21 protein-coding genes are annotated in these 21,013 nt (G+C 30.2%); 14 read left to right on the forward strand and 7 right to left on the reverse strand.

The genetic code is table 11. From position 1 onward, the window contains the following. Position 1 precedes the first annotated feature (1 nt). The 4 genes from DK442_RS23250 to DK442_RS23265 all read right to left on the reverse strand — a co-directional run bounded on the left by DK442_RS23250 (position 2) and on the right by DK442_RS23265 (position 2,809). On the reverse strand, positions 2 to 1,090 hold the full coding sequence (locus DK442_RS23250) for an AI-2E family transporter (RefSeq protein WP_109438319.1): 1,089 nt from the start codon (positions 1,088 to 1,090) through the stop codon (positions 2 to 4). 48 nt (positions 1,091 to 1,138) lie between these two features. Further along, entirely contained in the window at positions 1,139 to 1,582 is a 444-nt protein-coding gene (locus tag DK442_RS23255) for a hypothetical protein (protein WP_109438320.1), read from the reverse strand. A gap of 67 nt (positions 1,583 to 1,649) precedes the next feature. Continuing rightward, positions 1,650 to 2,165, reverse strand: a complete 516-nt coding sequence (locus tag DK442_RS23260; RefSeq protein WP_109438321.1) for a TrmH family RNA methyltransferase — start codon at positions 2,163 to 2,165, stop codon at positions 1,650 to 1,652. After that, positions 2,165 to 2,809, reverse strand: a complete 645-nt coding sequence (locus DK442_RS23265; RefSeq protein ID WP_109438322.1) for a DUF4159 domain-containing protein — start codon at positions 2,807 to 2,809, stop codon at positions 2,165 to 2,167. Before DK442_RS23265 ends, DK442_RS23260 begins: the two co-directional genes overlap by 1 nt. Positions 2,810 to 2,854: 45 nt before the next feature. Between DK442_RS23265 and DK442_RS23270 the strand changes: the two genes are divergently transcribed. The 12 genes from DK442_RS23270 to DK442_RS23325 all read left to right on the forward strand — a co-directional run bounded on the left by DK442_RS23270 (position 2,855) and on the right by DK442_RS23325 (position 11,404). Next, positions 2,855 to 3,577, forward strand: coding sequence for a thioredoxin family protein (locus tag DK442_RS23270; RefSeq protein WP_160114318.1), 723 nt, complete (start codon positions 2,855 to 2,857; stop codon positions 3,575 to 3,577). 217 nt (positions 3,578 to 3,794) lie between these two features. After that, positions 3,795 to 4,298 (forward strand): DinB family protein, encoded by a 504-nt coding sequence (locus DK442_RS23275; protein ID WP_109438324.1) that lies wholly within the window; start codon positions 3,795 to 3,797, stop codon positions 4,296 to 4,298. Positions 4,299 to 4,430: 132 nt separating this feature from the next. Continuing rightward, positions 4,431 to 4,802, forward strand: a complete 372-nt coding sequence (locus DK442_RS23280; RefSeq protein ID WP_235011020.1) for a helix-turn-helix transcriptional regulator — start codon at positions 4,431 to 4,433, stop codon at positions 4,800 to 4,802. Beyond that, complete coding sequence (locus DK442_RS23285; protein ID WP_109438325.1) at positions 4,795 to 5,259, forward strand: SRPBCC domain-containing protein; 465 nt, start codon at positions 4,795 to 4,797, stop codon at positions 5,257 to 5,259. The genes DK442_RS23280 and DK442_RS23285 overlap by 8 nt, the downstream gene beginning before the upstream one ends. Positions 5,260 to 5,328: 69 nt before the next feature. After that, positions 5,329 to 5,559 carry a DUF1059 domain-containing protein gene (locus DK442_RS23290; RefSeq protein WP_109438326.1) on the forward strand — a complete coding sequence of 77 codons (231 nt, stop codon included), beginning with the start codon at positions 5,329 to 5,331 and terminating at the stop codon, positions 5,557 to 5,559. 262 nt (positions 5,560 to 5,821) lie between these two features. Beyond that, entirely contained in the window at positions 5,822 to 6,673 is an 852-nt protein-coding gene (locus DK442_RS23295) for a CPBP family intramembrane glutamic endopeptidase (protein WP_160114319.1), read from the forward strand. Between the two features lie 196 nt (positions 6,674 to 6,869). Next, on the forward strand, positions 6,870 to 7,409 hold the full coding sequence (locus DK442_RS23300) for a TetR/AcrR family transcriptional regulator (RefSeq protein WP_109438328.1): 540 nt from the start codon (positions 6,870 to 6,872) through the stop codon (positions 7,407 to 7,409). Further along, on the forward strand, positions 7,409 to 8,212 hold the full coding sequence (locus DK442_RS23305) for a GNAT family N-acetyltransferase (protein WP_109438329.1): 804 nt from the start codon (positions 7,409 to 7,411) through the stop codon (positions 8,210 to 8,212). Before DK442_RS23300 ends, DK442_RS23305 begins: the two co-directional genes overlap by 1 nt. Next, positions 8,212 to 9,276, forward strand: coding sequence for a ribosome small subunit-dependent GTPase A (gene rsgA / locus DK442_RS23310; RefSeq protein ID WP_109438330.1), 1,065 nt, complete (start codon positions 8,212 to 8,214; stop codon positions 9,274 to 9,276). The genes DK442_RS23305 and rsgA overlap by 1 nt, the downstream gene beginning before the upstream one ends. 245 nt (positions 9,277 to 9,521) lie before the next feature. After that, positions 9,522 to 9,770, forward strand: coding sequence for a hypothetical protein (locus DK442_RS23315; RefSeq protein ID WP_109438331.1), 249 nt, complete (start codon positions 9,522 to 9,524; stop codon positions 9,768 to 9,770). 201 nt (positions 9,771 to 9,971) lie between these two features. Further along, on the forward strand, positions 9,972 to 10,427 hold the full coding sequence (locus DK442_RS23320; RefSeq protein ID WP_109438332.1) for a hypothetical protein: 456 nt from the start codon (positions 9,972 to 9,974) through the stop codon (positions 10,425 to 10,427). Positions 10,428 to 10,477: 50 nt separating this feature from the next. Continuing rightward, positions 10,478 to 11,404, forward strand: a complete 927-nt coding sequence (locus DK442_RS23325) for a hypothetical protein (RefSeq protein WP_109438333.1) — start codon at positions 10,478 to 10,480, stop codon at positions 11,402 to 11,404. Between the two features lie 79 nt (positions 11,405 to 11,483). Here the strand turns inward: DK442_RS23325 and DK442_RS23330 are convergent, their stop codons facing one another. Continuing rightward, positions 11,484 to 12,653 carry an esterase-like activity of phytase family protein gene (locus tag DK442_RS23330; RefSeq protein ID WP_160114320.1) on the reverse strand — a complete coding sequence of 390 codons (1,170 nt, stop codon included), beginning with the start codon at positions 12,651 to 12,653 and terminating at the stop codon, positions 11,484 to 11,486. A 300-nt stretch (positions 12,654 to 12,953) separates the two neighbouring features. On the opposite strand from DK442_RS23330, the gene DK442_RS23335 reads away from it, so the two are divergent. Beyond that, positions 12,954 to 14,642, forward strand: coding sequence for a T9SS type A sorting domain-containing protein (locus DK442_RS23335; RefSeq protein WP_109438335.1), 1,689 nt, complete (start codon positions 12,954 to 12,956; stop codon positions 14,640 to 14,642). A 79-nt stretch (positions 14,643 to 14,721) separates the two neighbouring features. Here the strand turns inward: DK442_RS23335 and DK442_RS23340 are convergent, their stop codons facing one another. Then, entirely contained in the window at positions 14,722 to 15,426 is a 705-nt protein-coding gene (locus tag DK442_RS23340) for a 16S rRNA (uracil(1498)-N(3))-methyltransferase (RefSeq protein ID WP_109438336.1), read from the reverse strand. Next, positions 15,426 to 16,448 carry a tRNA (adenosine(37)-N6)-threonylcarbamoyltransferase complex transferase subunit TsaD gene (tsaD, locus tag DK442_RS23345; RefSeq protein ID WP_109438392.1) on the reverse strand — a complete coding sequence of 341 codons (1,023 nt, stop codon included), beginning with the start codon at positions 16,446 to 16,448 and terminating at the stop codon, positions 15,426 to 15,428. The genes DK442_RS23340 and tsaD overlap by 1 nt, the downstream gene beginning before the upstream one ends. Positions 16,449 to 16,532: 84 nt before the next feature. On the opposite strand from tsaD, the gene DK442_RS23350 reads away from it, so the two are divergent. Then, entirely contained in the window at positions 16,533 to 20,960 is a 4,428-nt protein-coding gene (locus tag DK442_RS23350) for a translocation/assembly module TamB domain-containing protein (protein WP_235011021.1), read from the forward strand. Positions 20,961 to 21,013: the final 53 nt, after the last annotated feature.

Consider the following 21,013-nt stretch of genomic DNA (forward strand, 5'->3'; position numbering starts at 1 on the left):
TTTACAAATCCTTGGTCAATGTTTTTACAATCTTATATTCTGAAAGGAATTCTTTGGCAATTACTTTTATAGCAGTATAAAATGGAACCGCAACAATAAGTCCTCCTATTCCAAAAAGCAGTCCAAAAATAAGAATGGCTAAAAAGATTTCCAGAGGATGAGATTTTACACTATTTCCAAAAATTAATGGTTGATTAAGGAAATTATCTATCAATTGAATAATGAGGTATCCTATGAGAATGTAAGTCAGTTTAGGTAAGATTATGGTTTGAAAATCTAATCCCAGATTACTGGTAATCGCCAAAATGAGTACAAATATGCCTCCGAATAAGGGACCTATGTATGGAATTAAATTAAAAATAGCTGCAATGAGTGCCACAGCAATAGCATTATTAACACCAAATATTAGTAATAATATAGTGTATAAAATAAATAGAATACTAACCTGTAGTAGTAATCCAACAAAATATCGAGAAAGTAAATCTTTGATTTTGGTAAAAGCTCTCATGAACTTGTTTTCATCTTCTTTTTTTGCAAAAACTAATAAACTATTCTCCAGAAGTTGACTATCTTTTAATAGGAAAAATGAAATAAATAAAACAGAGAACAACCCTATCAAAACAGCTCCAAAACCACTTAAAAATGAATTTATAGCATTTGGTATTATTTTAAGATCAAAAAACTGCATTAAATCAGTTTGTTTAATCAATTCTACAACATTTAATTTATCTACTTTAAGGTAATCACTTACATCTTGATTAAGTCTGTCGAGGTCTTGCCCAACTTTATTGATATCAATTTCTCCTATTAATTGCCCTTGTTCACTTATGATAGGAACGAATAGCATGAAAATACTTAAAAACAACCCTATGGTAATGAATAGTGTTACAACTACAGCCAGAGTGTTGTTAAACTTCAGTTTTCTTTTAAGAAATAATACAAATGGTCTTCCCATTAAAGAAATTACTCCCGCAAAGGCAACATAGATGAGAACGGATTGTATTTTATATAGAAACCATAGTAATCCCAAAATACCAACAATAATTGCTACTGCTCTTAAAATACCATATGCGATTGTTTTTGAATTCATCTATCTAAATTGTTTTATATCTGTTAGAATTAATCCGAATCGATGATACTATCCATCGATATCTCCAATAGCATAACTACCATTGATATTTAAAAATGCAAAATAGAAGATTTTTGGCGTTTCTTTGGTATTGAAAGTTAATTTCCAAACATACCATTTACCTTCAGATTCTTCTTGCGTAATAAACTCGGAAAACTCATAGTCATCATATTTTTGCAATTCTTGAATACGATGACATATATTTTGCACACGCTCTAGCTCTTCTTTGTTTTTAGAATTGCAAGTGTCTTTCCATTTTCTATTACTATCCTTACCTCTATAAACAATGTAAGGAGCTAATTGATTACACTTATTTTGTTCACATAATTCAAAAATAGTCAATAATGTCTTTTTTACAGTTTCTTGTTTATCTGTATCTTGAGCGTTAGATTTTACTGGCAGTATTAAAACAAGTAAGATGATAACTGATATTTTTATTGAATTTGAAATCATATGAATAAGGTTAATTAATCTTTAAGTATTATTGATATTATATAAAAATACTTCTTTTTAGGTTTAATTAATGATATGATAATTTTTGTGTAATTTCATAAAGTGCAATTCCTGTTGCGGTAGCCACATTCATACTACTATTGTTACCGTACATATTGATATGAATACTCTGTTTGACCTTGGTGAGAATTTGATCAGAAACACCAAAATTTTCTTCCCCTATAATCAAGGCTATTTTTTCATTAGCTTCAATTTTATATTCTGAAACAGGGATGCTGGTATCTGTAATTTCAAGAGCTAATAATGTATATCCACTAGATGTAAATTGTTCTATTATGCTAAGAATATTTTCAACTTGATGATAAGGGATAATTTCATGAGTAGCTCTTGCTGTTCGTTGCATTCGTTTACTAACAACTGAAATATTTTCTCCACAAAAATAAATTTGTTCAATACCAAAACTATCTGCTATTCTAAAAAGACTACCAATATTAGCAGGAGAGCTTACTTGATCGCAAATAAGAGTAACAGGAAATTGATTTTTTATAAATCCTGAAGTATGATGATGGAGTTGTTCTGACATTAATTCTCAAAAGCGTATTTAATAATATTTGCTCCCATTTTAAGAGCTTTTGTTCGAACTTCTTCTGGATCATTGTGAACTTCGGGATTTTCCCAACCATCCCCAAGATCACTCTCAAAAGTAAAAAGAAGTATTAATCGGTTTTCATGAATAATCCCTAAGGCCTGAGGCCGTTTTCCATCATGTTCATGGATTTTGGGTAGCCCTTGAGGGAAATCATATTTAGAAGAAAAAACGGGGTGTGTACTGGGTAATTCTACTAATTTTTTATCTGGAAATATTTTGATAAGCTCTTTTCGAACATAAGGCTCCATACCATAATTGTCATCAATATGTAAAAAACCACCACTCAATAAATAATTTTTAAGATTTTCGGCATCTTGTTCTGTGAAAAAGACATTACCATGACCAGTCATATGAATATAAGGATACTGAAAAATATCAACACTTTCTGGTTTTACCGTTATAGGTTTAGCATTAATTGTGGTATTTATATTTTGATTACAAAACCGAATCAGGTTAGGTAGTGCAGTGGGATTGCTATACCAATCACCACCACCTTTATATTGTAAGATGGCAATATCCTGACAGCAAACCGTTGCCGAAATCAAAAGAAAGAAAAGAGATACCGTAAGTTTCCCCATAATAATCGTCTAAAAATAAGACCTAAAAGTACTAAAATTATGGAGATGATAAAACAACTTATGATGGTATTAATACTTATTGTATCGGTAGGTGTTAATGCACAGGATATTGATAAAACACCAATTGTATTAGAATTATTTACTTCTCAAGGGTGCAGTAGTTGCCCTCCAGCAGATAAACTACTTGATGAAATAAAAAAACAATATAAGAATCAGAATGTATTTGTATTGTCGTATCATGTGGATTATTGGAATAGGTTAGGTTGGAAAGATCCATTTAGTTCACCTTTATTCAGCGATTATCAAAGAGAATATGCTTTACAATTTAATAGTAGATCTATTTATACTCCGCAATTAGTAATTAATGGTAGTGAACATTTTACAGGCTCAGATCGTATAAAAGCTGATCAGGCTTTAAAAAAATATTCAAGTTTAAAAGCAAATACAGAAATTGTTTTAAGTGATGTGAAGAAGGAAACTGCTAGTATAACTTTGGATTATAAGGTTAATGGAGGAGTATTTGATAATATAACAGTGGCTTTAGTTGTTTCTGAACGAATAACAGATATTTCGAGAGGAGAAAATCGGAACCGTACTTTAAAGAATACCAATATTGTTGCAGGTCGTATTATAAAAAATGCAGATTCTGGAAATATATCAATTACGATCCCAGAATGGATTTCAGAAAAGGATGAACTTGCAGTTATTGCCTATACCCAAGATAAATCATTGAAGACCACAGGAGCTACTAGAATAGAAATATTGTAAAAATGTTGGATTCTAATTTGTAGGAGGAATAACAATTCCTTTGTTTATAGATTATGTTTATTATTATTCTGAGACAGATCAGAATCCATTTTTAATGAAGCCACAATAGTACTATTGTGGCTTTTTTATATAATAGTTTTAATAATTCTAGTTCATTCTGAGTATTTTAGTAAAAGGATTACTTGATGGAGAATGATTAATATAAAAGTTTTGAAAAATGGAAATACAGGATATAGATAATTTTTTGAAATATTATTCGAGAATAAAAGGACGTACTAAGGCACTATTTGAATATATACCAGAAGATAAAATTGAATGGACTATTAAGGAAGGAAAATTCACAATAGGAGATATTATTAGACATTTGGCACTCACAGAACGATTTATGTATGTAGAAAACATTCAGTTAAAGCCAAGTTTATATACAGGATGTGGAGAAGATTTTGCAAAAGGATATCAAAATACGATTAACCTTTATACTGAATTAAATATAGCATCAAATAAAATCATTTCAGAATTAGATAGAAAGTCATTACAACAAAAATGTGAGACACCAGGAGGTCATAAAATCACAATCTGGAAGTTGCTTAGAGCGATGGTGGAGCATGAAATTCACCATAGAGGCGTTCTATATACTTATCTAGCATTATTAAATATAAAGACACCTCCAATATTTGGATTATCCTCTGAGGAGGTAATACAACATTCAAAAAAACAGTAATCTTAATAGTTGTAGAGTACACTAAATCTTATTTAAGTAAATAAGACTTCCTGTAGTAAGAGTTTTAAAGAAAAAACTTTATTAGAGTCCAATATTTTATATAGTTTTTTTTAAAAATATTTGCGTAACCGAATGATTACATATATATTTGTAACCGATCAGTTACATAATAAGATGAGAAGAGATGTTTTTCAGGCGATAGCCGATCCAGTTAGGAGAGATATTATAGAATTAGTTTCAAATGATACATTAACAGTGAATGAAGTAGCTGAGAAATTTGAAATTAGCAGGCCTGCAATTTCAAAACATATTAGAATTCTAAATGAATGTGGAATCATTGAAATTAGCCAAAAGGGTAGAGAACGATACTGCCAGATTCAACCAAAAAATTTAATTCCAGCTTTTTTATGGATAGAGCAATATAAGAATCTATGGGAAGATAAAATTGACTCATTTGAAAATTACTTAATGAAATTACAAACTAAAAACAAAGAGAATGAATAATCAGAATGATGCAAAAAATCGTACAGTAACAATAGAACGAGTTTTTAATGTACCGATATCTTTGGTATGGGAAGCATGGACTCAGCCAGAGCATATAGCCGTTTGGTGGAGTCCAAAAGGAATGGAAACTAAAGTGATAGAACACGATTTTAGGGTTGGTGGAAATTGGAAATATACCATGGAGATGCCAGATGGAAATGAATTTATAGCAGATGGAGTGTATTCTGTGATTCTGAAGTTTAAAGAAATACGTTCGTCTGCAAACTTCAAACCAATGACAGAAGGTGTAGAGATACAGGCATTGTTTGAAGAAAATGGGGATAAAACCAATTTCACCTTTAATATTATTCATGCAACAGAGGAGTACCGCATTCAACAAGAAAAGATGGGAATCTTAAATGGCTGGGGCTCTGTTTTTGAAAGGCTTGAAGAGCATCTTAAAGTTACTTCTAACTAACCTGATATCATTTAGAAATATTAGGATTCATATAAGTATTCAATTAACCTTTTAAAAAAATAAACATATATGAAAACAATGACTTGTAATCAATTGAATGGAGCTTGTGATATAGAATTTCATGCAGATACCTTTGATGAAATAGCCGAAATGAGTAAAAAACATGCTATGGAAATGTTCCAAAAAGGAGATGAGGCTCATCTTGCCGCTATGCATAAAATGCAGGAACTAATGAAATCACCTGACGCAATGAAAGAATGGTTCGAAAATAAAAGAAAAGAATTTGACAGCTTGCCTTAGAAATGATAGTGATAGTAAATAAACGTATTACTAATAGAATATTAATACCTAAAAAAGAGTAAGCAATAAGGGCTTACTCTTTTTTTCATTATTTTTAATCGATCACAGTAATTAACAGAAAGAGTAAAAAGAAAGTTTTTATATAGTATATCATAATGAACTATGTTTGTAATTATAATGTCATGATAGTATTTATTGGCAATTTATAAAACTCAAAAGAACTTCAGTTATTTATTAAAAGGCCAAAATGGTATTGAAAGCTATGAATTCACTTTTTTATGGTGATGACAATCGATTTAGAGCACCTTGGAGGATATTACTATTTAGTATACTACTATTACTTTCTGTTTTACCTTTGATATGGGTGAAAAATTCTGTTTTGCAGTTTTTTGGAGCTGTGGTTATTTTGATTGTTGGGTTATACTTAAACGCAAAATATTTAGATAAAAGAAATTTTTCAGAATATGGTATTGTATTTAAGAAAAATACTATTATTTATTTCCTTACAGGAATTATTATAGGAATAACTTCTGTTGCTATATTGTTAGGAATAGGTAGTTTAATTGGTGTGTTGTCTATAACAGAGTTTTCAACCCGTCTAAATATTGTAGCGTTATTGCTTTTTGGCGTTAAAATGTTTTTTGTAAGTATTTGGGAAGAAACATTTTTTAGAGGATACCTCTTTACCAATTTTAATGAAGGATTTCAAAGTAGTATTCTTTCAAAAAATCAATCTCTTATAGTTGCTCTATTATTATCCTCAGTATTATTTGGCTTGGCACATTTTAATAATGGCAATGCTTCATTTCTTTCTATTTTTTATCTTTCTATAAATGGGATTGTTTGGTGCGTTCCCTTTATAATTACAAAAAACTTAGGCTTGTCAATAGGATTACATATGTCATGGAATTTTGCTCAATCCAAGTTATTTGGTTTTACAATGAGCGGAAATAGATCTGAGGAATCTTTTATTAAAATTAAAAATATAGGTGCCGATCTATGGACAGGGGGTGAGTATGGTCCTGAAGCAGGGCTTTTGGGGCTTATTGGGTTTGCTCTAATGCTTGTTTTGTCATTGATGTATTTAAAGATCAATCGTATAAAAATCATATAATATTTTCTTTCCTTTCCTAAGAGATCCTGTATGTTTCTATAAAGTTATCTAAAGAATTCATTTCTCAAATAACTATTTTATTTCATTGATTGACCATGCAATAGTTAAAAAAATCGATTTAAAATAGTATGTTCAATAATAATTCATAGTTTTGTAAGTGACTGACCAGTCAGTCAATATTTGATTCTAAATAACTATGAATAAAAAAGACCAAATTGTTGATGCTGCTACAAAACTCTTTTCAGAAAGAGGTTTTGAAAATACTCCAATTTCTTTAGTTTGTGAAAAAGCCAATGTTTCTAAGGGGCTTATTTTTCATCATTTTAAAACAAAAAATGATTTATTAAGAGAAATATTTTCAAAAACAACCCAACTAATAGTAGAGATTAGCAATTCTAAACAAACGCACAATACGGCTCAAGAAAAATTACTCGAATTAATAGAATCATTTTTCACACAATTAGAATTAGACAAAATGCTTATTCAATTAAACTTAAATATAATACTGCAACCTAACACAAGAATTATTTTAAATGATCTCATAAAAGAGAGGTCTTCTTTTATTTTGAATTCTGTTAAAAGTATTTTTCGTGACATTGATTCCAAAAATTCATTGGTAATGAGTTACTTATTTATTGCAGAGTTAGATGGGATTGCCCTCAATTATTTATGCATTTTTGATGAGTATCCTTTACAACAAATCAAAATACATATTATTAATAAATACAGTAAATAATGAAATTTATAAAAACAGATGATATTGTTGTTATTGATAAGTTTAGGGAAGAACTTTATCAAAAGTTTTCTGCCCCTATTGATGCCATGTGGGAAAAGCTTTATATAGCTTCTTCTCAAACGTATTTAATAAAGGATGTTGACCAGAATATTGGATATTGTTGTATAGATGATAAAGGTAGTTTATTACAAATTTTTCTTTCTGATAAATATAATTATCTAATGTATAATGTCATTCAATCTTTGATTGAATCCAAATTGATAAGTTCAGCAAGCTTAAGCTCTATTGAACCGGTTTCATTTAATGCCTGTTTATCTCATTCAAAATCTATACAGACGAATACATTATGTTTTCAATATGTTAATAGAAAATTAAAAAACGAATCTTCATTAGATGTAAAGCTAGTTTCAGAAAGAGATACTCAAGGAATAAAAACTTTCCTTATGGATCAAATAGGATTTGAAGATGATTTTGGATACACAGAAAACCTAATTCAAAGAAAAGAATTTTATATGGTAAAAGAATCTGAAACTATAATTGCTACCGGTGAATGTAGGCTTAGTGATTCTCAGTTAGATATTGCAGATTTAGGAATAATCGTCAATAAAGATTACCAAAAAAGAGGATTGGGTACAGAGGTTTTACAACAACTGGTAAAAAAGGCTCAGGTGATGAAAAGAAAGCCTATATGTTCTACTACTCAAGACAATATAGCTTCAAGAAAAGCAATAGAAAAGGCAGGGTTTTATTGTTCCCATATCATTTTTGATATCAATTTTAAAGAGAATAAAATACAATTATAATGACATATCAAGATTTAGGATATAACGATAGACTTGAAGCATATAGAATCCAACAAAATTTGGATTCATTCGAAACTGGTAGAGTAATAGCTGAACATAAAGAAAGATATGTTGTTAAGACTTGTGAAAATGAGTTTAATGCCGAACTTATAGGTAATTTAAGATTTACTGCAGAAAACAGGTATGATTTTCCCGCAGTTGGCGATTGGGTTGCTTTTTCTCAATATGATGAAGGTAAGGCTTTGATTCACGCTATTTACCCTAGAAATTCTATTATAGAAAGACAAGCTGTTGGTAAATCAGGACAAATACAAATTATAGCAACAAATATTGATTTTGGTTTAATAGTTCAGGCTGTTGATAGAGATTTTAATCTGAATAGATTAGAAAGATATTTAACCATTTGTAACGCTTCTAATGTAGCTCCCGTTATTGTATTAAACAAAATAGATTTAATAAGTAAAACCGAGTTAGAATCTATTAAGGATAGAATTAAACAAAGAATTAGTGATATTCTGGTATTTACCGTGAGTCATCAAACAGCAGGGTATAAAGACTTAGAAAGTTTTATAAAAAAAGGAAACACATATTGTTTGCTTGGATCTTCTGGAGTAGGAAAATCTACACTCCTTAATAACCTTTCAGGACAACTACAGATGAAAACAGGTGAAATAAGCTCTAGTGTAAATAAAGGAAAGCATACCACAAGCCATCGAGAGTTAATAGTGTTAAATAATGGAGGTATTTTGATAGATAATCCAGGAATGCGAGAAGTAGGAATTGCAGATACTACAAGTGGACTAGAAACTACATTTGAAACCATTTTCGAATATGCCCAAAACTGCAGGTTTAAAGATTGCACACATCTACATGAAAAAGGCTGTGCTATATTGAAAGCTGTCGAAAATGGTGAGATTGATGAAGACTCATATTCTAACTTTAAAAAAATGGAAAAAGAAAGAATGTATTTTGAATCGGATGCTAGGGATAGGAAAAAAAAGGATAAAGATTTAGGAAAAATGATTAAAAATGTAAAAAAACAAAGAAAAAATAATAAGTACTAAATACAGAGTTTAAACTTTTTTTAACTGATCAAAAAAGTTTAAACTACTTCTTATATTAAAAACCTTCAAACAAATATGTATTTGTTCTCCGCGAATATAACTTTTGGTGTATGTGTATGGCGAAAAAGAAATATCTTTAAATAAATACTAAGCTGTGCAAACAGTTATAATTTATCATTTCTGAATTTGACAACTTATTCAAATTTGATTTGAGTATTTGAAATTTTATAAAATAAACTAAAATTATGTTAGAAAAATTATTATTAAAACATTTGACAAAAAAAGGGATTATAGCATATTTCGTTGGAACAATTATATTATTTGCTCTTTTGGCTTATTATATATTGGGAATAGCTGGATACTCATTAGAGGAAGGACGAACAATGTTTTTTGTAGGAATAATTATCTTAAATTTATTATGGGCTGGAGCTTGTCTTTTGTTTTGGAAAAAACCAAAAGAAGAAGAAAATGATGATCTTAAAATTAATGATTAGTTATTAAATCGCTTCCTAGTATTAGAAGTCCTCAAACAAATATTTATTAATTCACTTCGAATATAACTTTTGGTATATGTGCATAGTGAAAAAGAAATACTTTTAAATAAAAAATAAAGATTTGATTATAAATAGGTGTAAGTTGATATTAAGAGATGTATATGGCTTTTACACTGTTGTTATTTTTTGTTAAAAAACACTATGGAACAATTTTATCATAAAAATGGAAATTGTATAAGATTAAAAGAAAATAAATTGTTTGATATGATTATATTAATTGTATTCTGCCTTTCAGCAATTTACTTTATATATGTTGGTGAGACTTTGGATAGCATGCCTATCTGGGTTCTTTTTATTTTACCGATTAGTGTTTATATGTATAAAGTTAGTAGAAAAGCTCAGTTTAGATTAGATTCTTCAATCTTAGAAATATCATTTTTTGTTTTTTTTACTCAAAAATATGATTTAAAAAACTTTGAACAATTTCTAATAATTAAACATAGAATGAATTTTTTAAATAATGGAAAAGAAGTAAAAATGATTTTTAAAGGTGAAAATAAAAAAGAAGTATCCTTACTCAGAAAATATAACTTTAAAAATATTGAAAATTTTATCTCAGAAACTGAAAAAATCATTTTCAAACAATGTTTAGGCTAAATGTTTCCCATATAAAAAAGAAATGTTACTTAAGGACATACACTAAGAAAATGAAATATTTTTTAACCATTATGGTATTAATTACTTTTTCTTGTAAAGAAGAAAAAAAAGAATTTATACAACCTGATATCTTAATAGAAGGAGCTGAGTTTGATTTAACCCAATTAAGTTTTAAGGAAGATGTACTTAAGTTAGTGTCTAAATCATTGGATACTATTAATAATGATTATACTATTAAAAATTACGAAAATGCTTCTTATCCAACAAAAGAAGAGATAAAAAATATATCAAATCATAAAGGGATAACCTATTTAGATGAAAAAAGATACTACTTTCAATCCTTAGAATTAGATAGTATTGCCCAATTTCTTGGTCTACATACCAATAGTATAGAGATAGAAACAGATTCAAATTTAAAAATACAAACTTGTTGGGCTACTGCTAAGGTTTTTGATACGTTAACATTAAATTCAGTTTTACATAAGATGTATATTAAGTATGGAAAAACTATTTGGATGCAGGAATATGAAGACGAATTAGGCTTACAAAAGGTGGTCCATGCAAGTACAAACGAAAATGGTAAGGTAGTACATGAAATAAAATATAAAGAATATGATATTGATTATGAATCATATCTATACCAATATAAAATTAATTCATCTGATGATTACCATCAATGGAATTTAAAAGATAGAATACTTCAAATTAAGATATCTGATGGCAATGAATCAACAATAGACCTATCTTCTGGTGAAACAGAAAGTAAAAAATATTATAAAATTGAATTTTTAAATATTACTAAGAAAGAATATGATTTAGTGAAGAATACACTAATATCATCATCAACAGCAAACAATTATCCTATGAGGATAATAAAACCGTATTATATTAAAGAGCTAGATTTTTATACAAATTTTAGTAAATATTATATTGAGGAATCCGAAGATGGAATAAAGGTTTATAATTTTAATAAGTAACATATAATATGGTGTTTTGAAAAAAATGTTAACCTATTTCTTTTTCAAAAATTACTTCCCTTAGATAATAATCAGAATGTTAGGGCACAACTTTAAAAACAATTACTTGATTAAGCTGTGGAATAAATGAATTAAAATTATTATCAGATATAACCACAACTGTTCTGCTTCCATCTTCTAATTTGGGACCAAAAGTAAACCCTTCTAAGTTGTCTACTGTGTTATTTGTTAATTGGTTTCGAATGGTTTCAAAATTAAAAAGCAATGTTTTCGTGGCTTTAGTATACATATCTCCTTTTAAAGTTTCTGTAGCTAATGTGTTTGTTGCATTAGTTGCATCTACCTGATAAATTTTTACTGTATTTCCTCCATCAATATACCCTGATGAAAACGAACGTTCGAGCGCTAAAAACTTGTTTTCGTCATATTCAATGATTTCGACCAACCCATTAACTTCAAATGTGGTTCCAAGTGCAGCAGCTCTTGTTACAAGGTCCAACTCATATGCAAATTGTCGCTCGGCTATACCAGATGTCTTATTTATGAATGTAATACGCACAGGAGAGTCTGTATCTGTTGTAGTTGGTTCTGGTCCATCTTCAATGAGAGGTAACTCAAAAGAAACCCAATATCCTGTAGAATCAAAACTTAATGAAAGTCCTTCTAGCACACCATTATGTCTTGGTCCAGAAGAATCATCTAAAGTATTAGCCTTAAAATTATTAGGTAGCGTGAAACTTTTAATTTGATTGCCTTCTGGACTTATTTCTAATACAGCAGGGTCTACACCATTTGTAATCGAACCTTCACTACTATATATAATAGTATTAGTTTTTGAATCAAAACGTATGGATTCTGGATCAACAATACCTTGTGTTAAAGGAACTCCAGCATTGTCTTTTATTTCTATCATAGTACTAATACTAACAGAGGTAAAGGCATCTTTATTATACGCTATGTCTGCTTCATAATAACGTATAGGTGGAGTAGATGTATCACATATGATATACCATTTTCCATTTTGATAATCAATACCAGAAAATCCACCAATAGGTATACCATCTATTTCCTGGTTTGGAATAACAAATTCATCGATAAACTCCAAAGCACTTATCGTATTTTGTTCACTTACCGGAGGAGTAGGCGTAGGATCATTATCTGTATTTATTTCAGACTCATTGTTATTATTAGATGAACAACTATAACAGAGTATGCCAATAAAGAAGATTTTCCTAAACATTTGTATCATAATGACTCTCATTTGCTGCTAAAGATATTGATTTTAGGATTAACTGATGTTTAAGAATTTATGCAGTTTAATTTTTCTTTTTCTTTAAAGGAAAATTTATTGTTTTCATAAAGATTATTTAAAGGTTTTTCTGTAACAAAAAATAATTTTTTGAATTGCGAAAGGGTTTTTAACTTATTAATTATGAGGTTTTTACCCCTTGTTGTTTGCTGTATTTTCAGTTACTTTAGAGTAGATATAAAAGATGGAGAACATGATCTCTATTCTTATTATTTATTAACCATTTAAGTATAAATCATTATGAAAAAATTAGCATGTAGTATTGCCTTGTGTTTCTTGGTAAACTTGGGCTTTTCACAATTCCAACACAGTTTTGGAACAGAAAAAACAGAAATAGGGATGTCTCTAGATCAGCTTCAAGAAGTTGAAAAGGGGTATTTAGTTGGAGGTTACACTTCTAAGAACTTCTTAGGAAGCCTAGAAGCCACTTTAGTTAAGACCGATCTTGATGGTAATCAAATCTGGTCTCGTATTTATGGAGGTAAAGATTATGAATACTTTAATTCTGTAAGACAATCAACTTTTTTTAGTCCAAATAATCCGGTTTCATACGTTGCCGCAGGGGTAACACGAAGTTTTGGATTTGGAGCAGGAGATGCATTCCTTATGGGGGTGGATACTAATGGTAGCCCAATCTTTTCTGCTGTTTATGGAGGTAAAGAGTTTGATATTGCCCGCTGTGTACAGAACGTCAGAGCTGTTACTGGGCAACCGGGGTATATAATGGTTGGAGAAACAAGGAGCTATACTCAAGCTTTTCCTGGGGCAAATGTATATGTTGCCCTCACAGATAGTTTTGGAAACCTACTTAGAGCAACTGTGATTGGAGGTAGAGGAGATCAACGGGGTATGTGGATTGAGCAAACAAAAGATGGAGGATATATCATTGCTGGTTCTACAACAGATTATCGTTGCGGGGTTATAACATCTATTTCTAATGCTCCTACGGATATTTTTGTTATTAAACTAAGACCTAACCTTACTATAGAATGGAGTAGGATTATTGGTTATCCTGATGAATTAGACCCAACAAGAGCATATAGAAATGCAGCTAATTGTGTAAAAGAAGATAAAAATGGAAATTATGTGTTAACAGGCTATACAACTAGCTTTGGATTGAATAATTCTCAAGATGCATTTTTGCTATTTCTGGATAATGGAGGTAACTTTTTAGGAATGAAAACCTATGGTACAGAAAGAACAGAATCAGGATATGGTCTGGAAATAACAACAAGCACAAGTGGAAATCAATTATATACTGTAGTAGGTCAACAAGTTACTTCGTCTCGTAAAGCAATGATGTTTCAGACAGATGGAGGAGGTAATTTGCTATGGGCACGTCAATATGGAGATACAAAACAAGAAACAGGGATGGAGATGGTAACTGATGATTTTGATAAAGGTTTTGCATTTACTGGATATACTACATCTCTCGGAGCAGGAGGAACTGAAATTTATTTGGTTGAAACAACAGATACAGGAAAAACAGGAACCTCTTGTGAGCGAGAAATAGATCTTAAAGAAGTTAAACATGAGCCTTGTATTACACGAAGTGCACAGCAAATTTTTGTTGATGATTACAAAAAAATAGATCCCGAAGCCATTAGAACAGAATATAAAGAAGATCGTTGCAAAAATCCTTTTGGATCCAAGAACGAAGAGGAAAAGACATTGGGTACAAAATCAAATATTCCAATTTTGTTTCCTAATCCTGTAAACAATATTTTAACAATGAGCGTGGATAAAGGGTTGGTTATAACCCAGGCAAGTATATTTGACCTTCAAGGTAAAGAGATTATTCAAAATATAAACGTAAATGAGAAGGGAAAAATAATAGTCTCTACAGAAGTATTAAAACCAGGAATGTATATCATTAAATTACGAACAGAAACAGGAGAGATTCATCTAAAAAGATTTTTGAAAAAATAAATTTTGACTGTATTGATAATAATGGATGTTGGGCTACTTTGATGACTTCAATATTGAAGTAGCTCAATTTTCTTTTTGATTAAGAATTTAAAAAGGCGACACTATGAGTAGCTATAATTGCAGCAGTCTCTGTTCTTAACCTTGTTTCACCTAGCGTAACCGGAGTGTATCCAGACGTTAATGCCATTTCAATTTCCTTAGGAGAAAAATCTCCTTCAGGACCGATAAGGATAGTGGTATTTGATTGAAGTTGAAGAATATCTTTTAAGGATTGTTTTTTGGTTTCTTCGCAATGCGCAATTAGTAATTGACCATTTTTTTTCTCATGTACAAAATTGGAAAATGGAATTACAGGGTTTAGTTTAGGTAAATATAGTTGTAAAGATTGCTTCATAGCACTTAACAAAATACGTTCGAAACGCTCTGTTTTAATAATTTTCCTTTCGCTATGATCACAGATAATAGGAGTAATTTCATCAACACCAATTTCTGTAGCTTTTTCAAGAAACCATTCATATCGGTCATTCATCTTAGTAGGAGCTACAACCATGTGTAACTTGTATTTTCTATTCTCCTGTTTTTCAAAAGAATTAATGTTAGCAATGCATTGAGAAGGGTTAGAAAATGTTATTTGAGCATGAAACAAATACCCAAAACCATTGGTAATATGCAGATAATCTCCTTCTTTTTTTCTAAGTACTTTGGCAATATGCTTGCTTTCTTCTCGAGAGAATTTTATCTCAGTACTAGATTCAGTTAACGTATTATTATAAAATAATTGCATTAGAATTTTATTCGGGCTTTAGCGACTACATCCATATCAGCAAAATCTTTATTCAGGTATTTTAAATGACCAACAATAGCGATCATTGCAGCATTATCCGTGGTATATTCAAATTTTGGCACAAATGTTTTCCATCCGTATTTATGTTCTCCATCTTTTAAAGCTTTTCTAATGCCAGAATTAGCAGATACACCACCTCCAATTGCGATCCTTTTGATACCAGTTTGCTTCGAAGCTTTTTTCAACTTATCAACAAGAATATTGATAATTGTGTATTGAAGAGAAGCGCAGATATCATTAAGATTTTCGGAAATAAAATTTGGATTTTCTTTAACCATTTTCTGAACAAAATAAAGGACAGAAGTTTTAAGGCCACTAAAGCTAAAATTAAGATCTCCAACTTTGGGTTTAGGAAAAGGAAAGGCTTTAGGATTTCCTAGTTGCGCATACTTATCAATTAATGGGCCACCGGGATAAGGGAGCCCAAATATTTTTGCACTTTTGTCAAAAGCTTCTCCAACGGCATCATCTATGGTCTCACCGATAATTTCCATGTCAAAATAATCATTAACTTTAACAATCTGTGTATGACCTCCACTTATGGTCATCGCCAAAAACGGAAATTCTGGTTTGTCAAAATCATCTTCTTCAATAAAATGAGCAAGGATATGAGCTTGCATATGGTTGACATCAATTAATGGTATGTCTAAAGCTAAAGCCATAGATTTGGCAAAAGAGGTTCCTACAAGCAATGATCCCATTAATCCGGGGCCACGTGTAAAGGCAATTGCGTTTAGGTTTTTTTTGTCAATGTTAGCTTGCTTAATCGCTTGGTCAATTACAGGAACAATGTTTTGCTGATGTGCTCTCGAAGCCAATTCGGGTACTACACCACCATATTGTTCATGTATTTTTTGTGAAGCAACAACATTAGATAAAACTTTTCCGTTGCATAATATAGCTGCAGAGGTATCATCGCAAGAGGATTCAATACCGAGAATGTATATTTTTTGTGGTTCCATTATGAGGAAAAGGGCATAGAAATTGTTAATATTGTCAACAAAGTTAAAACAATAAAACGTATCAGGAAATTTAGGAAAATATTATTGAGGACATTTCTTGTCCTTTTATCGCTATTTGCATTTTTAGTGGTCCTATTTTCTATTCCTGCTGTTCAAACTTTTGTGGGTAAAAAGGTAACGAATAATTTGAATGAAAAATACGGAGTAGATATTGTTATTAATCGAATTGGATTAACTTATGCAGGTGCTGTAAACCTTCAGGAAATTTTAATAAAAGATCATCACCAGGATACACTTTTGTATGCTAATAGTATTAAAACTTCTATTCTTAATATTGGGGAAATTACAAAAGGTAAACCAAAATTAGGAAAAGTTGAAATTGAAGATTTGATCTTTAATATGAAAATTTATAAAGGAGAAAGTAGTGATAACCTTATGATATTTGTGAGAAAGTTTAATACCAAAAAGAAAACTTCTTCCAAAGAAAGGTTTGTCTTAACGACAGAAAATATATACTTAACTCAAGGAAAATATAAATTTACCAATGAAAATTTAAAAAAACCTAATGTTATTAATTACTATGATATTGTTCTCGATGCAGAGAGTTTGATTGTTGATGGACCTGATGTGTATGTAAATATAGACGCACTGTCATTTAACGATGAGAGAGGTTTGCATATTTCTAAGTTACAGACATGTTTCTCTATTAAGCCAGAAGAAATGCATTTTCAAGAACTTGTTATAGAGACGAATGATTCTAAGATAGAAGGAGAGATTTTATTTTCTTATGATGTTGGTGGTTTAGATGATTTTGAAAATAAAGTAAATATCAATGCAAATTTTGATAAAGCAAAAGTTTCTACAAATGACCTTATTCCTTTCTATAAAGAGTTTGGAAGAAATCAGATGTTTAGATTAAAAAATACATCTGTAAGAGGAGTGCTAAATGATTTTAGAGTGATTCATGCTGATATTTCTGGATTAGATAGATCCATAGTTAAAGGAGATATGAGAATTCAGAATGCCGTTGGTGATGCATCAAAGTTTGAGTTAAATGGAGACTTTGAAGATTTAACAAGCAATTATTATGATCTGGTTAATTTATTACCTCGTGTTCTAGGAAATTCATTACCAAGACAATTGTATCAATTTGGTAGTGTAAAAGCAACAGGTAATGCAATAGTGACTAAAAAAGTTTTGGATGTAGATATGGATCTATATTCGCAATTAGGAAAGATTAATGCTTTTGTTTTACTCGAAAAACTGGATGACTTGAAAAATGCTACATATAACGGAAATGTAATTTCAAATAATTTTAATGTTGGGCAATTATTAGGTGTTAAATCTGTAGGAACATCTGCTTTTGATATTCATGTAGATGGAAGTGGTTTTACTTTAGAGAGCTTAAACACTAAAATTGAAGGAGATATTAGTAGGCTGGAAATTAATGGATACACTTATACAGGTTTGAAAGCTATAGGAAATCTTAGAGAACATGTATTTGATGGTAACCTTAATGCAAATGATCCTAATATCAGATTTAGTTTTAATGGAGTAGCTGATTTATCAGAAGAGATACATAACTATGATTTTAAAGCTTATGTAGATCATGTGGATCTTAATAAATTAAATTTATTTACCCGAGATAGCACTTCCATTTTTAATGGAGATGTATATATGAATATGAAAGGAACAGGTATTAACGATGCTTTTGGAACTATTTCTTTCGAAAAAACTTTATATACAAATGAGGATGCTAGTTACTATTTTGAAGATTTTGATATTACATCGAGTTTTGATGATAAAAATGTTCGTACAATTAAAATTAATAGTCCGGATATAGTCGAAGGAACTGTAAAAGGGGTTTTTAGATTTGAAAATGTTTATGATTTGTTTAGAAATTCTATTGGAAGTTTATATACCAATTTTGAGGCTACAGAAATTACTGATGATGAATTCATGGAATTCAATTTTAAGGTGTATAATAAGATAGTTGATGTCTTTTTTCCAGAGATTCAGTTTGCTCCCAATACAATTATCAAAGGAAAAGTAGAGAGTAATGAATCTGATTTTAAACTTACGTTTAAATCCCCATCGATAAGAGCCTTTGATAACTATATGGAAGATGTCGATATTCAGGTAGATAATAAAAACCCTTTATTCAATACATATATTGCTATAGATAGTATTGACTCCAAATATTATGATGTTTCTGAGTTTAGTTTGATTAATGTAACGCTGAAAGATACTTTATTTATGCACTCAGAATTTAAAGGAGGGAAGAATAATAAAGATAATTTTAATTTAGAGTTTTATCATACTATTAATGAGGATAATAACTCGGTATTAGGGTTTAGGAAATCTGATTTCACTTATAAAGGGTTTACTTGGTATGCAAATAAGAAAAAAAGCAAAAGCAACAATAAAATTATTTTTGATAATGATTTTAAAAATATAGATATACGATCTATTGTATTGAATTATGAAGATGAAGAAATTAAGATTAATGGAATTACAAAAGGCAAAGATTATAAAGATTTAAAAGCAACTTTCGAGAATGTAGACCTCAATAAAATAACACCTAGAATTGATAGCTTAAGTTTTTCTGGTAGAGTAGACGGGAATTTATCTGTTCTTCAGGAAAATGGTAATTATTTTCCCAGTACAACCATTACTGTTAAAGATTTAGGGATAAATGAAACACCATTGGGTGAGCTTAGACTTAATGTAGCAGGAAACGATGACCTTACAGAATATAATATCAATACAAGATTAATAAATAATGAAAATATAAAAACATTATCCGCTTTAGGAGGAATCAATGTTTCAAAAACCAATCCATTTATAGATGTCGATCTTGAATTGGATCAATTTGATATTTCAGAATTTAGTGCTTTAGGAGGTGTAGCCTTATCAAATATAAGAGGGTTTGTGTCAGGTAATACCAAAGTTTCTGGAAATTATAAAAACCCTTCTATTGATGGTATGCTATATTTGGAAGAGGCGGGACTTACCATACCATATCTAAATGTAGATCTTGATTTAGATAATGGCTCAAGAGTTATGTTAGAAAAACAGCGTTTTAACTTCGATGCTGTTAATATTACAGATACAAAATATAAAACAAAAGGAATTCTTGGAGGATATATAGAACATCGCCGCTTTTCAAAATGGATGCTTGGTTTAGAGTTATTGGCAAATGAAAGATTACTTGTTCTGGATACAGAAGAGGATGAAGAGTCTTTGTATTATGGAACGGGCTTCATTAGTGGAGAAGCTACTATTAAAGGAGCTACTACTGAATTAGTTATTGATGTTAATGCTACTACAGAAGAAGGGACTGTTTTTAAAATACCGTTAAACGATTCAGAATCAATAGGTGATAATACCTATATTCATTTTTTAAGTCCAGAAGAGAAAAGAGCCAGATTAGAAGGAAAAGAAATTGTATTAGATGATGTTAAAGGATTAGAACTTAATTTTGAATTGGATGTTAATGATAAAGCAGAGGTAGAGATAGTTGTCGATAAAGAAACAGGGAGTTCATTAAAAGGAAGAGGAGCAGGAACATTACTTATCGAAATTAATACTAATGGAAAGTTTAATATGTGGGGTGATTTTGTTGCGTATCAAGGGACATATAATTTTAGATATGGAGCATTTGTAGAAAAATTATTTACAGTTCGTGATGGAGGTACTATTAACTGGGATGGTAGTCCTACAAGAGCAGTTTTAGACCTTAGCGCTGTATATAAAACAGAAGCAAATCCAGCTATATTACTAGAAAACTCTTCTATAAATCGTAAAACACCAGTAGAGGTTGTGGTTGACCTTCAGGGAGAATTGACTCAACCTAATGTTAATTTTAACATAGAATTTCCTAACCTAAGTTCTGTGATAAAAAGTGAATTAGATTATAAATTAAGTGACCAGTCTAATAAGGAATTACAAGCACTATCATTAGTTTCATCTGGACAATTTTATAATGGTACTATTGATGCCAATGCTATTACAGGAGGTTTGGTGGCAGAACGTGCATCTAGTCTTTTTAATGGGATTTTTTCTGATGAGGATGATAAATTTCAAGTTGGTTTAAATTATGTGCAAGGTGTTCGTACATTAGATCAGGAAAATGCAGATCAATTTGGTTTAACACTTTCTACACAAATAAGTAATAGAATTTTAATTAATGGACGTGTAGGTGTCCCGATAGGAGGAGTGAATGAGTCCAATGTTGTTGGAGATGTAGAGATAGAATATTTGTTTAATGAAGATGGGTCTTTACGAGGAAAGATTTTTAATAGAGAAAATGATATTCAATTCATAGGAGCAGGAAATCAAGTGTATGAACAAGGAGTTGGATTGTCTTATTCTGTAGATTTTGATAATTTTAATGAACTTTGGAAAAAGATTTTTAAAAACAAAAAAGCTACAGATTCTATAATTAAACCTAAGGATACAGTTAAAATTGAAACTCCCAATTTTATTAACTTTACAGAAAAGAATAAATAATCAAGAGTAATGATTCTATTGCATAGATATTATTATTTTGCATGTTTAAAACA

Source organism: Aquimarina sp. AU119, from assembly GCF_900312735.1.
GTDB classification, from domain to species: Bacteria; Bacteroidota; Bacteroidia; order Flavobacteriales; family Flavobacteriaceae; genus Aquimarina; species Aquimarina algiphila.